This is a genomic window from Acinetobacter larvae (genome assembly GCF_001704115.1).
GTDB lineage: Bacteria > Pseudomonadota > Gammaproteobacteria > Pseudomonadales > Moraxellaceae > Acinetobacter > Acinetobacter larvae.
On sequence record NZ_CP016895.1, the window covers coordinates 1487553 to 1502716 of the forward strand.

12 protein-coding genes are annotated in these 15164 nt (G+C 40.3%); 5 read left to right on the plus strand and 7 right to left on the minus strand.

Features of this window, described 5'->3' with window-relative positions; all coding sequences use genetic code 11:
- Positions 1 to 235 precede the first annotated feature (235 nt).
- Genes BFG52_RS06545 through BFG52_RS06560 form a run of 4 tightly spaced genes read right to left on the minus strand, consistent with a single transcriptional unit; the run spans position 236 to position 3904 of the window.
- Complete coding sequence (locus tag BFG52_RS06545) at positions 236 to 1225, minus strand: siderophore ABC transporter substrate-binding protein (protein WP_067553777.1); 990 nt, start codon at positions 1223 to 1225, stop codon at positions 236 to 238.
- Positions 1226 to 1234: 9 nt separating this feature from the next.
- A complete protein-coding gene (locus BFG52_RS06550; RefSeq protein ID WP_067553779.1) occupies positions 1235 to 1999 on the minus strand; it encodes an iron ABC transporter ATP-binding protein in 765 nt (254 codons plus the stop codon).
- Positions 1984 to 2958 (minus strand): iron chelate uptake ABC transporter family permease subunit, encoded by a 975-nt coding sequence (locus tag BFG52_RS06555; protein ID WP_067553782.1) that lies wholly within the window; start codon positions 2956 to 2958, stop codon positions 1984 to 1986. Before BFG52_RS06555 ends, BFG52_RS06550 begins: the two co-directional genes overlap by 16 nt.
- Entirely contained in the window at positions 2951 to 3904 is a 954-nt protein-coding gene (locus BFG52_RS06560; RefSeq protein ID WP_067553784.1) for an ABC transporter permease, read from the minus strand. The genes BFG52_RS06555 and BFG52_RS06560 overlap by 8 nt, the downstream gene beginning before the upstream one ends.
- A 433-nt stretch (positions 3905 to 4337) precedes the next feature.
- Between BFG52_RS06560 and BFG52_RS17195 the strand changes: the two genes are divergently transcribed.
- Positions 4338 to 4814, plus strand: coding sequence for a PadR family transcriptional regulator (locus tag BFG52_RS17195; RefSeq protein ID WP_067553786.1), 477 nt, complete (start codon positions 4338 to 4340; stop codon positions 4812 to 4814).
- Positions 4815 to 4825: 11 nt separating this feature from the next.
- The gene (locus BFG52_RS17200; protein ID WP_067553788.1) at positions 4826 to 5653 is read left to right on the plus strand and encodes a siderophore-interacting protein; all 828 of its coding nucleotides are present in this window, start codon (positions 4826 to 4828) and stop codon (positions 5651 to 5653) included.
- 142 nt (positions 5654 to 5795) lie between these two features.
- On the opposite strand, the gene BFG52_RS06575 is transcribed toward BFG52_RS17200, so the two are convergent.
- Positions 5796 to 7016, minus strand: a complete 1221-nt coding sequence (locus tag BFG52_RS06575) for an MFS transporter (RefSeq protein WP_067553790.1) — start codon at positions 7014 to 7016, stop codon at positions 5796 to 5798.
- A 471-nt stretch (positions 7017 to 7487) separates the two neighbouring features.
- Between BFG52_RS06575 and BFG52_RS06580 the strand changes: the two genes are divergently transcribed.
- On the plus strand, positions 7488 to 10835 hold the full coding sequence (locus BFG52_RS06580; RefSeq protein WP_067553792.1) for a TonB-dependent receptor domain-containing protein: 3348 nt from the start codon (positions 7488 to 7490) through the stop codon (positions 10833 to 10835).
- 95 nt (positions 10836 to 10930) lie between these two features.
- Positions 10931 to 11848 (plus strand): transferrin-binding protein-like solute binding protein, encoded by a 918-nt coding sequence (locus BFG52_RS06585; protein WP_067553794.1) that lies wholly within the window; start codon positions 10931 to 10933, stop codon positions 11846 to 11848.
- A 66-nt stretch (positions 11849 to 11914) separates the two neighbouring features.
- Here BFG52_RS06585 and BFG52_RS06590 read toward each other — a convergent pair whose 3' ends face one another.
- Together BFG52_RS06590 and BFG52_RS06595 are read right to left on the minus strand one after the other, a co-directional pair.
- On the minus strand, positions 11915 to 12913 hold the full coding sequence (locus tag BFG52_RS06590) for a FecR family protein (protein ID WP_067553796.1): 999 nt from the start codon (positions 12911 to 12913) through the stop codon (positions 11915 to 11917).
- 59 nt (positions 12914 to 12972) lie between these two features.
- Entirely contained in the window at positions 12973 to 13521 is a 549-nt protein-coding gene (locus BFG52_RS06595; protein ID WP_067553798.1) for a sigma-70 family RNA polymerase sigma factor, read from the minus strand.
- Positions 13522 to 14186: 665 nt separating this feature from the next.
- Here BFG52_RS06595 and BFG52_RS06600 point away from each other — a divergent pair.
- Complete coding sequence (locus BFG52_RS06600) at positions 14187 to 15158, plus strand: 2-hydroxyacid dehydrogenase (protein ID WP_067559245.1); 972 nt, start codon at positions 14187 to 14189, stop codon at positions 15156 to 15158.
- The last annotated feature ends 6 nt before the right edge of the window (positions 15159 to 15164 follow it).

Sequence of the window (15164 nt, forward strand, 5' to 3'; positions counted from 1 at the left end):
GGACTGAATCAGCCAGTTTGATTGCATAAACTTGTTTGACTCAGACATAAAAGTCTAAGCGCATTCTTTTGCAAAAAGCTGTAAAAAAAGCTGTGACAAAACTGTAAAAACCCCATGCTTGTGCTGGCGCATAGAGCATGGGGTTTTTTTAAAGCTTTAAATTTTAAACCTTAAACCTTAAACCTTGATTGAATCGAGGCAAGGCACTGCATCTATTGATCAATGTTGATCGGGTTTATTTGAGTGCCTGACTCACTTCATCTGTCATGGTTTGCATACCCAACAAACTATCGGTCATGAGATACCATGTGGCTGAATCTAAATATACGATATTGCCATTTTTCGCCGCATTACTTTTGTTGACCAATGCATTATCCAATACTTTTTTGGCTGCATCTTTTTGATCGGTAATGGCAGCACCACGGTCAATCACAAAGATATAATCGGGGTTTTTCTCGGCAATAAATTCAGGTGAGATCGCCATACCGTGTAAACCGACTTTAATACTGTCATCGGCAGGTTTAAAACCAAAGAGGTCATGAATCACACCAAAGCGAGAATGTGGACCATAAGCAGCCAGCTTATTGTTATTGACCATGACGATCAAGGCTGTTTTATCACCAGTTTTACTTTTGATGTCAGCAATATCTGCTTCAAGTTTTGCCAGTTTTTCTTCAGCTACAGCAGTTTTACCCACCATTTTGGCGATATTTAAGGTCTGTTGTTTAAAGCTTGGAAATTGATTGTTATAGTCGACATCCAAGAAATAAGTCGGTGCAATGTCTTTCAAGGCCTGAACCTGATTTTCCATGCGACCATTGATGAAAATGACCTCTGGTTGACTCGATGCCACACGTTCTAAATTGGCTTCTTTAGCACTGCCTGCATCGATAAACTGTTTGTCTGCAAACTGTTGCAAGGCTTTGGGCAATACTGTGCCTTTAGACACGGCAACCACTTTATCTTCCGCCCCTAAAGCTAAAATCGTTGCCAAGGCATTACCATCTAAAGCTGCAATACGGGTGAGATTTTCTGGAATAGTGATTTCACCCGCTTTACTGCTAAAGTGTTGTTGCCCTGAGGCGGTTGTTGCGTCGGCAGGAGCACTCGCGGTTTTTTGCGTTGTGTCGCCGTTGCTATTTTGTTGTCCGCAGCCTGTTGCAAAGACTGCGGCAAATCCCAATGCTAAGATGTGCTTAGCAAAGTTTTGACCTTTAAACAGCATAATGTTCTCCTAACTTATAAAAAATAATCCGAGCTTGTGTTGATTCACTTGGTGAATCGGGATGTGAAAGTCAAAAATATCGTTCAAAGTTTCTTCGTTCATCAGCTGTGCAGGGGGTTGCTGATAAAGCAAACGCCCATTTTTCATGGCGATGATTTGATCTGCATAAACAGAGGCAAAATTAATATCATGAATCACGACAATAATCGATTTGCCATGCTGTTCAGCGAGTTTTTTCAATAGCTGCATCATTTGTGCAGCGTGTTTCATATCGAGGTTATTTAAAGGTTCATCCAATAAAATATAATCGGTATCTTGTGCCAAAATCATGGCAATATAAGCACGTTGCCGTTGTCCGCCCGAAAGCTCCGACAGTTGTTGATGTTGCAATGTTTCCAAGTCCATATAGGCAATCGCTTGTTTAATCTTGTTATGGTCAATATGACTCAAATGCCCTTGCGAATAGGGAAAGCGTCCAAATGCTACCAGTTCTGCCACACTCAACCGCAGTTCGGTATGGTTGGATTGTTTTAGAATGGCAAGTTTTTTGGCAATGTCGATGCTTTTCATGTCTTGGATATTTTCATCATCTAAATAAATTTCACCATGATCGGCAGTGATGAGACGGCTAATAATCGACAGTAGGGTACTTTTCCCAGCGCCATTGGGACCAATAAATGCGGTAAATTGTCCTTTTTCTATGCGCAAAGACACATCATCTACCACTTTATGTTGCTGATAGGATTTGCTAATGTTTTTTAGGAGAATTGCCACTTTTTATTTTCCTTCAATAGAATCCAGAAGAAGTAAATACCACCGACAAAATTGATAATCACACTGAGTGTGGTTTTTAAATTGAGTAGATGAAGTACGATAAACTGTCCGATCATCAGTACAGCAATACTGATTAAAATAATGCCGGGCAATAAAATACGGTGTTGATGGGTTTTAAAAAGCTGCAAACTAATATTAAGTACCAACAAGCCTAAAAACATCATTGGTCCTGCCAGTGCCGTGGCAGATGCCAGTGCCAATACCACCAAAACCAAGAGCTTTAAACTCATGGCATCATAATGGATCCCTAAATTAAGCGCATGATCACGTCCCAAAGCCATGACATCGAGTTGTCGCGTACGTAAACTGGCATAAATCACGATGGGTAAAATACTGATCATCGATAAATACAGTGCAGGCATTTTGACGGTATTAAAACTGGCAAATCCAGCATAGGCTGCAATTTGAAATTCATCAGGGTTAAGCAGCACTTGTAAAAAGGTCGTTAAACTATCAAATAAGGTGGCGCAGATCAGACCAATCAACAGTAGAAAATACATTTGTGTTTGGGCAACACGTTTAAAAACCAGTTGATAAAGTAGCAGTGCGAAGATCAGCATTATGCTGACACTCATCAGATAATCGGTGATGGGGTGTAATGCCAATAAAGCACTTGCACCAAAGAAATAAATAACTAGGGTTTTAGAAAGCTCAAACAGTTTGTCTAGACCCAGTGCTTGTGGTGTGACCACTCGATTATTGACAATACTATGGAAGATCATCGTGCCAGTGCCGACGGCTAAACCAGAAACGATAATAGCCGCAATGGTTCTGAGTCTGAGTTTTATGGCATATTGCCAGGCGCTGCCGATATCCCAAAACAAATAGCCCAGTATTAACAACAAGACCACTGCTGCCAGTAGCCAGAGTTTAAAATGATTAGACCGCAGATTAAGCATGTTGATACCTCCGCAGTAATAACCATAAGAATACGACACTGCCAATCACCCCCATAATCACACTGATTGAAAGTTCGTAGGGGAAGATAATCAAACGACCGAAAATATCACAGGCTAAAACCAGTAAAGCACCCAATAATGCCGTATGTGAAAGTGTGCTACGTAAATGATCTCCAAGATATAAACTGACAATATTTGGAATAATTAAACCTAAAAATGGAATTGCGCCTACCGTGACCACCACGATTGCGGTCATGGTAGAGATCAGTAATAGTCCGATCATTAAGGTTGATTTATAAGCAACGCCTAAATTGGTTGCAAAGTCTTGACCGAGTCCAACCAAAATAAAACGATTGGCAAAGAAATAAATCGCCGCCAATAAGGGTAGGCTCAAATAAATCAGTTCGTAGTGCCCATTTAAAATGCTAGAAAAATCGCCTTGCATCCAACCGATAATATTTTGTAGTAAGTCGAGTTGTAGCGCGATAAAGGTGGTTACAGCTGAAATAATGCCGCCAAAAATCATGCCCACCAAGGGAACAAAAATTGGATCACGATGTTTTAGAGTTGCCAAAATACTCATAAAGCAAATGCAGCCGGCTAAGGTAACCAGCATGGCAAAACCAGCTTTTATTAAAATAGAGGCGCCAGGAATAATAATAATGGCCAGCAATACCCCTAAACGTGCGCAATCAAATAAGCCTGCTGTGGTTGGCGACACAAAACGGTTACGGCTGAGTGTCTGCATAATCAGACCACAAACACTTAAACCAGCACCCGCCATTAAAATAGCCATTAGTCGCGGTAAGCGACTGGTCCATAGCAATTGCCAAGCTTCCTTCTGCCCAGCGATGAGTGCAGTGAGCTTCATTTCAGCAACACCGACAAACAGTGAGCTGAGCGCAAGAGGAATCAGAATAAGTAATAGATAACGACGTTTTAGCATGTATTTAAAGTCAGAATTTACACGGTAAGAGTGATGTAAATGTGCGACGCAGGGTTTTGCTTTGATTCAAATCCGAGCACGATCTTTAACCATAGCGCAAATTTAATTAAAAATCATTCTCAAATGTAAATTTTATCAATTAAATCGTGATTTAAAGTATTGCTTATAAAAATTGCCAGTAATTGTTTGTAATTGCCAGTAGATGTCTTGGTGCTACTCACTGCGATTTAGCCAGAGGCTAAAAAATTGGCATATGCTATGGCAAAACTATTCAATGCCTTAACGCCATTTTAAGCGCATGGCTCGGTATACGCAGTCAGTGCGTTGGTTGATCTTTAGATATATCTTTTTTTTCAAAGAATGGGGAGAATGACTTGCCAAGCACAATAAAAAGATATATCTTTTTTGCACGATCTACGGTGATGACAAGGCAATGCAAGCTAAAAAAATCAAGCGGCAACGCGGTTTTGGGCATGGTGGCTTACGTTTAATCGTATTGCACCTCTTACAGCAACAAGCCCAACATGGTTATCAACTGATGAAAACCATTGATGAGCTGACCCAAGGCAGTTATCGCCCTAGCCCCGGCGTACTTTATCCCTTATTAACTGAATTACAAGAACGTAATTGGATTGACTCAGCGCCGTCTGCTGATGGACGTAAGCAGTGTTATCAACTGACTGCGCGTGGTCAACAAGCCTACCAAGATCAGGAGTTACATATTCAGGAAGTGTTGCAATGGGTGCATCATCGCGCGCAATACCCTAAGCACTTATCACAGGCATTAGAAGGTTTTCGGTATGACTTACATGATGTATTACAGGAAAAGACCTTAAATATGCAACAAGCAGATCAAGTGATTGCAATTCTCAACAATGCTTTACAACAGATTAAAAACTTAGAAGATTAGAGGAGTAGTGCATGACCACTATGACAGACAAAAAACCGTATCGCGTAAAACATGAACTGAAATTACGTCAGTTAACCGTACAGTCTAAACAGCAATTGAGCCCATCCCTGATGCAGATCATCTTAACAGGTGAAGATTTGGCTGATTTTTGTAGTGTAGGCTTTGACGATCATGTCAAATTATTTGTTCCCGATCCTGAAACAGGCGAATACGTCATCCCGAGTATTGGTCCACAGGGCATACAGTTCCCAGAAGATAAGCGTCCGATTGCACGCGATTATACCCCACGTGCCTTTGATAACATTGCTAAAACTCTCACCTTAGAATTTGCCATTCATGAAGCTGGACCAGCAACGCATTGGGCATTAAATAGTCAAGTCGGGGATGACGTTGCGATTGCAGGACCGCGGGGTTCCATGGTTATTCCAGACAGTTATCAGCATCATATTTTATTGGGGGATGAAACGGCTCTGCCTGCGATTGCGCGGCGTTTGGCAGAACTACCTGCATCCGCACATGCGCTAGTATTGGCTGAGGTGAATCAATTAGACGATCAAATTGCTCTGCATAGTGCTGCGCAACTGGACATTCATTGGCTACACCGTAATGGCGCAGACATTGCCAGTGCAGATTTATTTGAGCAAGCATTGCAGCGTATTGTTTTACCCCAACAAGATTATTATATTTGGATTGCTGCCGAGTTAAATGTTGCTCGCCATTTAAGAAAACGTTTGGTGAATGATTTCGCGGTAGATAAAGCCTGTATTAAAGCGGCGTCTTACTGGCAAAAGGGCAGTGCCAATAGTGGGCAGACTTTGCCTGATGACGACGAAAAATAATAAGAAAAATAATAAAGAGCAATCAACGTTTATGCTCGCCATCATACGAGCCATCACATATCTCAGCTGGGCGCTAATAGGTTGCGATTGATCCAAGATCATTATGGATCTAATAACCTGATAGCGTTTATGTTGATTATGATTAAGTGCCTCGTTCATTGGATGAGGTATTTAAGCGTATATTACCGCTATCAGCTGCTGCTGCTTTACGGTCCAGTATACAAAATATTAAGCTCAAACTGGCGAGACTCAAACCGCTAATGCAAACACCAAGCCAACCAAAATGATGCCATGCATAACTTCCAGCCGTTGTACCGACTGCACCACCAGTAAAATAACCGGTCATATACAATGCATTAAAGCGTGATTTCAATGCTTGGTTTAATTTAAAGACAATGCTTTGATTGGTGACATGAATGGCAGATAAAGAAGAATATAATAAGATTGTCGCGACAATATAAAATACAAAGCTATAGTCTAATAAACCAAAACAAATCCAACTTAAGATTAAAGTAACTGCACAGAAAATTGAGATAACATGCATATGGCCCATGTCAATAAACTCTCCTGCAAAATTGGCAATGATCGTACCAATAATACCAGTCAAACCAAATAAACCAATTTGATAATCGCTCATCAGATAAGGTGCGGGTGCCAATAACATCGACATGGTGGTAAAAGCCATGCTCATACAAGCAAAAATGAGAAAGCCAATACTTGTTCTTAAACGGAGTCTTTTATTTTGTTTAAATATCTTTGGCAGCGATGCAATGGTTTTAAAATAACTTTCTGTGCGTGTGGCTGGGTATTGAGGAATATTTTTATATAGCAACACGGCGATGCCCAATAAAATACTGCCGCTGATCAGATAAATAATATGCCAATCCAATAAACTTGACATAATCCCGGCTAGAGATCGTGCTAATAAAATACCCACCATCAGCGCACTAATCAGAAATCCGACCACACGCCCACTATGTTGTACCGGAGCAAGGCTTGCCGCCAGAGGTAATAACAATTGTGCGGAAATAGAAAAAACGCCTGTAATTAAAGTGCCAACAATTAACCATGATACTTTCGTGGCAAAACCACTCATTATCAGCCCGAATGCTGCCAAGAGCATTAAGATAAACAATAAACGACGCTTTTCTAAAATATCTCCCAAAGGCATGAGTAATAATAAGCCACAGGCATAAGCAATCTGTGCAAGTGCGGGTACCCAAGCAACAGTCGTTTCATCTTGCTGCAAGGCAATGGCGATGGAATGCACCAGTGGTTGACTAAAATAATTACTCCCGGAACAAATACCTGCTGCAACAGCCATTAAGATAATGGTTGGTGTGTAAATATTTGAAGATCTCATAGCATGTTACATGTAAGTGCCGTAATTGATTATTTTATACCACATTTTTGCGGTAAGGTGCTGTGTTAGCGCTTGAGATGATTTGCTGTTGGGGCTAGCGCTAACGACTAAAACGATAACGATAAAGCAATAGCAATAAAAGTCGTTGCAGCCATCGTGATGCAAAGCGTGATAAAAACTGAAAAATTATTGAGTATTCAATTGATTAAATAATATCTAAAATTATACTTAGCCCAACTTGATACCCGAATACAACGACCTTAATGCAACGTAATTGGTGATATGTCAGTGCTGTAGCGTGTGATTTATGTGGTTAGTGTGGTGTTAAGTTTTTGAATAAATATGATTTTTGTGATTTGGGTGCTGCATTATGGCGCAGATCTATTGAGATAGTATTGTGAAGTGGATGCTGCTAATTCGCCTTGAGATAGACTTTAACCTTGAACTGAACCTTGTCAATGGACCAGTCCGATGAAAACTTGTTTCATCGCAGCGCAGGTCGCATTGAAACCCTTAACTCTGTGTATTGTTTTATGGATGGGGGGAGCATCGCAAGCGTGTAAGGCCAATCAACCGAGTATTTATTATCAAATACCAGCAAATACCTTGACCAATGCACTCAATGAAGTGGCATTACAAAGCAATGTCAGCTTGTTATTTGATGCACAGCATACCGATCTCTATGCAGTGGCATCGTTAATCGGTCATTACACGCCAGAACAAGCTTTTGAAAAACTATTAGAAAAAACACCTTTTCACATTCAAAGTACAGCTGCTGGCTATTTGTTGCAGCAATCCTCCGTAGCTCAGGATCTACCAAAGCGAGCCGTTGCTGGTGCAACAATGAGCGAATCGCTATCTTCGACAAATTTAAGCACCGCGGTTGCTAGGAGCGATGCGGCTGAGGTGGATGTGGTCTTATCGACCATTGAGTTGAATGCCGATAAAGATCGTTATGCGCAGGGGAAAGATGATCAGTTTCAAAAAGATATAGTCAATATTTATAAAAATAAAGATGAGCTTGAGCATTTCAAAGGCAGTCATCCTGCCGATATTTTAAGTGGTATTCCCGGGGTTTATAGCAGTGATGCACGTAATAGTGGGGCAATTTCTCCCAATGTACGTGGTTTACAAGGTCAGGGTCGGGTCCCTGTGATTGTTGATGGTACGCAGCAAGAAGTGTCAGTTTACCGAGGTTATGCGGGTGTGCATAATCGTACTTATATTGATCCCAATTTACTCAGTGAAACGACGGTTTATAAAGGTGCAACTGAATTGAACTATGCCATACCTCCGGCAATCGGAGGTGCGGTAATGCTCAATACTCTAAATGGTGATGATGTGATTGCCGCAGGAAAAGATTGGGGAATAAATCTGCGCTATGAAACGAATAATAATTCGACCAAAGCACGCATGGCCGACTTAAACTATGGTGAAGATTATCGTACACCAGAAAATTGGTCGGCAGTATTGGGCGATTTAAACCCTCAGCTGTACCAAGCTCTAGCGCGTCAGGGTAAAAATAAATTTTTTCAAGATCATGCTTTTCGTCTTGCTATTGCCGCTAAAAATGATTTAACCGATATTATGTTGGCTTATAGTCAGCGTGAGCAAGGAAATTATTTTTCAGGAAAGCGCGGAGGAAATGTCTATCAAACTCGGTTTGATCATGCACATCATGCAGACATTATTTTAAATACTGCCGATATTGCACCGCCAGGTTATGAAGTCACCAATAGCTCCAGTCATAATCGCTCTGCATTATTTAAAAATAATTGGTACTTCGGCAATCATCAAAAATTAAAATTAAGTTGGCGTCATAGTGATATTGCTTATGGCGAGATTATGAACTCGCGAGCTGTGTATGGTTATGTTGTTGATCAGCTGCTTGAGAGTGAAGCACGGCATGCCGCCCAATGGCCCTTAGCGAAGGTAAAACAGCATGCGGGGCGTATAGATTATGAGTGGAATGCAGATGATTTTAGATGGATTAATTTAAAAGTAGGGGCTTGGTATAATAATACCGATAGCCGCAATAATAGTACGGGTGCTCCGCCGATTTCCCCCAAATTTCTAAGCTCGTTTTGGGCTGCCCATGTTCTGCAAAAAGCGGGCTGCCTTGGCGAAAATGGGATTGATCGCAATTGCCAAGTGAGTCCAGATATTATCCAGTCTGCCAATGCGTTAATTGGTCATGCAGATTATAACGATGAACGCTTTAAACTGGTCAATCCAGCCTTACAAATATCTGCCAATGATCGCTGGGGTATAGATTTTAGCAATAGTTTTACCCTACATTCACAATTGGAGCTTCAGGTTGGCGGAAGTTTGCAAAAGGAAAAGCTGAATGCCCGTAATATAGATGAAGCGCCATTAATCTGTTCAGATATTGAGCAAATTAACTTTTGTAAAAGCATGCCTTTTGTGTTTGGTCCTAAAAGTGGTGAACGACAAGAATATAGCACCTGGTTTAATTTAGATTGGCATGTGAATAATCAGTTCACCATTAATATTGGTGGTCGTTGGGGCAGATATTGGAGTTTAGATACCCAATTAGATGAAAAACTAAAAACACGACAATGGTCACGTCCAAAAATCCTCGCCGCCAAAACCTATGAACAACTAACGCCGTATGATATCAAAATGGCGGAAGAAGAAATGAAAACAACACCGTTTTATCACCGTGTCTGGAGTGATGCATCACAACAATGGGATGAATATTATGATCATGAAGGCTATATAAAGTCACAGGGCTATGATGGTCAGAGTTATAACAGTGATAGCGGTTATTGGAAGTATAAATATATATATTGGGAGGCGGATGAAAATGGTGTATTACATGCCCATAATGCACCAGGCACTATTGCATTAAAGGATGGCGAAAAAATTATTGCGCTGTTGGGTGGTGGTTTAAACGATATTGCTGCAACGCATTATCGTCCAATGACAGAAGAAGAGCAATATGCTCCTGTTGGAAAGCGTCGCGACCAACAATTTGATCCATCCTTATCACTTAGCTACACATTCCATGAATTTTCACGTGTTTATGCGCGTTATGTAGAGGCAACACGTTTCCCATCTTTATATGAAAGCACTGTGGGTTTTGCGGAAAATATTCGTACACAAGGCTTTGTGCCAGAACATGCTCAAAATATTGAATTTGGCTATGTGCATGACCTAAAACAATGGCTGAGAAACTGGCGTAATGCTGATTTAAAAATTAATTATTATTACAATAAAATCAATGATATAATTGATAGAAATTACAGTACTGGCAGCTTTGCGCAATATGATCAGTTAAAAACGCAAGGCTTAGAATTACAAGTAGGTTTTGACCAAGGATTAATCTTTGGTGATCTAGGTTATAGTTATCTGATCAAAAGTGAAATGTGTGATAAAGATTATGCTGCACAATTATCACCTATTTATTTAGATGCGCCGACTTGTTTTATGGGTGGTTTTCCTGGGGGCTATTTACGTGGTGCAATTCCGCCTAAACATGCGATGAGTACAAATTTAGGGGCACGTATATTAGATGACAGACTGATATTGGGGACGCGGCTTTCTTATCATTCGATGTCAAATCTTAAAAAACAAAGTACAGAGGGATGGGTATTTCCAAACCAAGGTTTAGATAGTTATGGTTGGAAATCATATTGGACAGTAGATGCTTATGCTGATTATTGGCTGACAGCAGCATTTAAAATATCTTTGATCGGCACCAATTTGTTGAATGAGTATTATCCCGATGCTTTAACCCGTACTGCAATTCCTTCACCAGGACGTACATTTAAAGTGGCATTCGATTATAAATTCTAGTTTTTAAATGGCGATAAGTTCTATAAAACTTATGCTGAGCTATAAGAAAGTTAATGATTATTATTCATGAAAACTGTATCTCGAGGGGAGATCATATGCAATTGATAAAATTATTATTGGCGACTGTGGTAACTTCTGCTGCAATTCATGCTCAAGCAGCCAATACTGTTGGGGCAACCAGTAATTCGAGTAGAATTAAAGTGGGTGCGGTGGGGAATATTATTAAGCATCCGAATGACCAACCGGGTGTACCTGGCATCGCAGTGATTAATGAAACCAATACAGCCAGAGAGGTCAATAATACGCTTATTGATTTAAATAACTTACGTGATACGGTTGAATCAAATTATGTTAAGGCTGTCGTTAATTTAGGCGGCTTAGATCAATCTGGCATTGTGCAATTAGATTTCAATAAATGGAATATCCCAAAGCCAGTCCCTGATCATAGTATTTTAGGAAAATTTACTTATAAACAGATCCAGTTAGATCCAAATGATAGAGCACAGAGCGTATTCTTTGGTGAGTGGCATCAACCTACGGCTACGTCAGCAAGTGATAATACCCGTACCACCTTTTTTATTGGTAGTAGTGATAATCTCAGTTTGCCAACTTCAGGTACTGCTAAATATCAGGTCATTGGCATAAACCAATATAATGGTACAGTCACGGGTATTCTGAGTGGTTGGGTTGGGAGTGGTACGGAAGCTGCGCCCAATAATTTACTCCATGGGGTCCTTACTGCAGATTTTAATAATAGAACCTTAAAAACGCTGTCGGATGCAGATACTTTGAAACGCGTGGTTTCTACGGCAGGCACTGCAAATACGGTTAAGATTAATGCTGCAATCTATAATAACGGTAGCTTTGCTGGTTCTGCGATTGCCAATGGTACGGTGAATGGCGAAGCGCGAGGGAACTTCTTTGGGGCTAATGCTGCTGCGGTTGCAGGTCATGCAGTTTTTCATGGTAACAGTCAGCTGAATACCGCCTTTGGTGGCAGTAAAATACAGTAATGAAGGACATAATGCATATTCTATACTCAATAATGATCAGTACCACTATTGTGCCAGCAATCTAATCTAGCGCGTCGCAGTGCTGTAAGCATGTACGAACAGCCCTGCGACTTGATCGAATTCTAATTCAGGATATTGGGTTTTTAAGAGCTGTAAAGTCAGGGTTAAATCTTGCTGAGTATTGATAATACCAGTCACCTTAATATGCTCTAATTTTTTACGGCTATATATTATATAGCCCGAGTGATAAGCATTTAAACGATCCAGCACATCAGGTAAAGGAAGCTTATCCGCGATAATCTGTTGTTGCTGCCATGAAAATAAGCTGCTATCAATTGGGGTGTTTTTTACTGCCCCCAAGCCCTCAGGGCGTATGTCTATACTTTGCCCAGCGTGAATAACTTGTGATTGTGATGAGGGGCTAGCGCTGCTGACACGTACTTTTGAATGCAGCATTCGTAGCGTATTACGTTGATAATATTGATGAACAATAAAACGTGTTCCCAGTGCTTTAAACTGAGCCTCACTGCCATAAACCACCAGGGGTCTATTGGGGTCTTTTGCGACATCGACATAAATATCCCCCCGTACCAATTTTATTGTACGTTGCTGGGTGGAGTAATCTACATTAATTGCTGAATTTGCATTAAGCGATATTTTGGTACCATCTTCTAGTACAATATTTTTACCTTCCGCGCTTTGTGTTCGATAATCTGAAAAATAATAATCAAGTGGTAGGGCTTGATAGAGTAAGCTGCCCAATAGCGCTAGACTTGCGATTGCTAGCGTTGTATGTGTAAAGGACTTAAATAACTGTCGTTTATTTTGATTTACTGCATTCAGTGTGGCATCCAATACTTCACCAGATATTTGGTGCTGTTTGGGGAGCGCCTGTATATTTTGATTAAAATGCACAGCATCTTGAACCAGTTCTTGATATTCTGGATGTTGGTCAAGCCAGTGATTAAATTCTTGTTGGGCTTGTCGTTGTTCTACCGGATCATCACATTCTAAACGAATAATCCATAATGCGATTTCAGGTGGCAATTGCCTATTTTTTTTCACAAATGAATACCTGAGAAGATTAATGCTCGAAAAGATTAATACCAGAGAAGAATGAAAAGTTAATCGAGCATACTATTTTCATTGTATAAGCGCTGTCGAGCTTCATAGCATAAGCTTAAACAATCGGCTAAATAGTTTTGAATACAGCGCAAAGATTTATTGCAATGTTGCGCGATTTCAGCCTGATTATACCCTTCTAGATAATACATAATAAAGGCTTGCCGTGATGCAGGTTGTATACTGGATAATGCGACTGTTAAAAAATCTAAAATTTGAATGGCTTGTTCAACAGAACTATTGCTGAGCTCATCAATGTCTTCCACAGGCTTAAGCGATTCTAAATAATTTTTTTCAACATAATAACGGCGTTGCTGATCTATTAAAATATATTTAGCGGCATTGACTAAATAGGCACGCGGTTCTTGTATGCCCAAAAGACGTTGTTTGGTTTGTAATATTTTGACAAAGGTATCTTGTACAATATCGGCAGCGTTGAGCGGATAACTAATTTTTGATTGTAACCATTGCTGCAACCAATCGTGATGCTGAAGATACATTTGATTGGCAATGACGGTGTTACTTTCAAGAATTCTAGCCTGATCAGCCATGGTGATAAGCACTCGAAAATAAATAGGAATTATTATTGTTTATCATGAACTAAAAAGCAATGCGTAGATGATTTTTTGTCCCCATATTATTGGGGATATCTGGAGAAAGTAGAGGGTGTTTAAGACGTGCTGGTTAAGTATTAATCAAAACTCCTTTGTTTTAGACTTTTTTTCATTATTTTGAATATAAATCAAAAAAATAAATTTATTTTTGCGTGTTTTTTCACTTTCATCCGACATAGTGAGTATAGGCGGTATTTTTAATAGCGCTTTGTTATCGCAAGTTATCAATTATCTGTTTTTGGGGTATTGATAACCGGTGCTAACGATCATATGGAGTTTATCTTTTCCGAAGGGTTTCTGTGTGATCTACGCCGTAAGATATGGGCTTTGCCTTATAGACTGCGGTTGCATAGTTCAATTGGGTCAAGATGGTTTTATGGTCTGGAAATCACAGATGCTGAATCAGCGCGGCACGCTTTAAAACAATAATAACTGGACAATAATAAGACCATAGAGCTGTCTTGATCTAATTGGGTTATTGCATTGCTTTAAAATCATTGCCAATGCTTTTCCATATTGTCTCGAAATAGATTATCTTTATTGTTTAAGAGAAAATGTTTTGAAGAGACGATATTGTTTAAGGAGGCGATGGAGAAATGGCGATGGGTAAAAAAGTAGTAGTCTTTAGTCGTTTAGATGCTGATATTCTGGCACAGCTTCATGAACAATTTGAGGTGGTGCAAATTAACCCTAAGCTTGGTCAGGTTGATCAACAACTTGCAGAGGCAGTGAGCGATGCTGATGGCATGATTGGTGCAGGTCGTCAGCTCAATGCTCAGCATTTGCAGTCTGCAACACGGTTAAAGATTATTTCTTCTGTCAGTGTGGGATATGATAATTACGATGTTGCTTATTTAAATCAACGCAAAATTTGGTTGGCACATACACCACATGTTTTAACAGAAACCACTGCGGATTTGGCTTTTACTTTATTGATGAGTGCTGCGCGTCAGGTTGCACATCTCGATGCATGGACCAAAGCTGGGCAGTGGCAACGCACTGTACAAGTCGCACAATTTGGTCAGGATATTTTTGGTAAAAAACTTGGCATTATTGGTTTGGGAAATATTGGTGCTGCGATAGCTCGGCGGGCTTTTTATGGCTTTAATATGGACATACTCTATCATAATCGCCGTGAAAATTTGGCTGTTGCTCAAGCATTTAATGCCAGCTATTGTTCGCTGGAAGAGCTGTTACGGCGTTCAGACTTTGTGGTGATCGCAGTCGATTTAAACGCAAGTTCTCAAGCGTTGATTGCTGCTGAACAACTGGCAATGATGCAAGCACATGCGGTATTGATTAATATTGCGCGTGGCAGTGTGATTGACGAACAAGCACTCTATGTCGCATTACAGCAAGGTCAAATTTTTGCTGCTGGCTTAGATGTTTATCAAAAAGAACCGTTACAACAATCGCCATTATTCGCTTTAGATAATGTCGTGACTTTACCGCATATTGGTTCTGCTACAGTAGCCACACGGCAAAAAATGGCACAATTAGCCTATCAAAACTTAGTCACCGCCTTAAATGGGCAAAAGCCTGCATATTTGGTCAATCCAGACTATCATTCATAGTACAGT

What these genes read in the sequence shown, in the direction of transcription:
- BFG52_RS06575 (WP_067553790.1), bottom strand. Translation starts at nt 7,016, where the DNA reads ATGAGATCTTCAAATATTTACACACCAACCATTATCTTAATGGCTGTT.
- BFG52_RS06545 (WP_067553777.1), bottom strand. Translation starts at nt 1,225, where the DNA reads ATGCTGTTTAAAGGTCAAAACTTTGCTAAGCACATCTTAGCATTGGGA.
- BFG52_RS06580 (WP_067553792.1), top strand. Translation starts at nt 7,488, where the DNA reads ATGAAAACTTGTTTCATCGCAGCGCAGGTCGCATTGAAACCCTTAACT.
- BFG52_RS06595 (WP_067553798.1), bottom strand. Translation starts at nt 13,521, where the DNA reads ATGGCTGATCAGGCTAGAATTCTTGAAAGTAACACCGTCATTGCCAAT.
- BFG52_RS06600 (WP_067559245.1), top strand. Translation starts at nt 14,187, where the DNA reads ATGGGTAAAAAAGTAGTAGTCTTTAGTCGTTTAGATGCTGATATTCTG.
- BFG52_RS06560 (WP_067553784.1), bottom strand. Translation starts at nt 3,904, where the DNA reads ATGCTAAAACGTCGTTATCTATTACTTATTCTGATTCCTCTTGCGCTC.
- BFG52_RS17195 (WP_067553786.1), top strand. Translation starts at nt 4,338, where the DNA reads ATGCAAGCTAAAAAAATCAAGCGGCAACGCGGTTTTGGGCATGGTGGC.
- BFG52_RS06555 (WP_067553782.1), bottom strand. Translation starts at nt 2,958, where the DNA reads ATGCTTAATCTGCGGTCTAATCATTTTAAACTCTGGCTACTGGCAGCA.
- BFG52_RS06585 (WP_067553794.1), top strand. Translation starts at nt 10,931, where the DNA reads ATGCAATTGATAAAATTATTATTGGCGACTGTGGTAACTTCTGCTGCA.
- BFG52_RS17200 (WP_067553788.1), top strand. Translation starts at nt 4,826, where the DNA reads ATGACCACTATGACAGACAAAAAACCGTATCGCGTAAAACATGAACTG.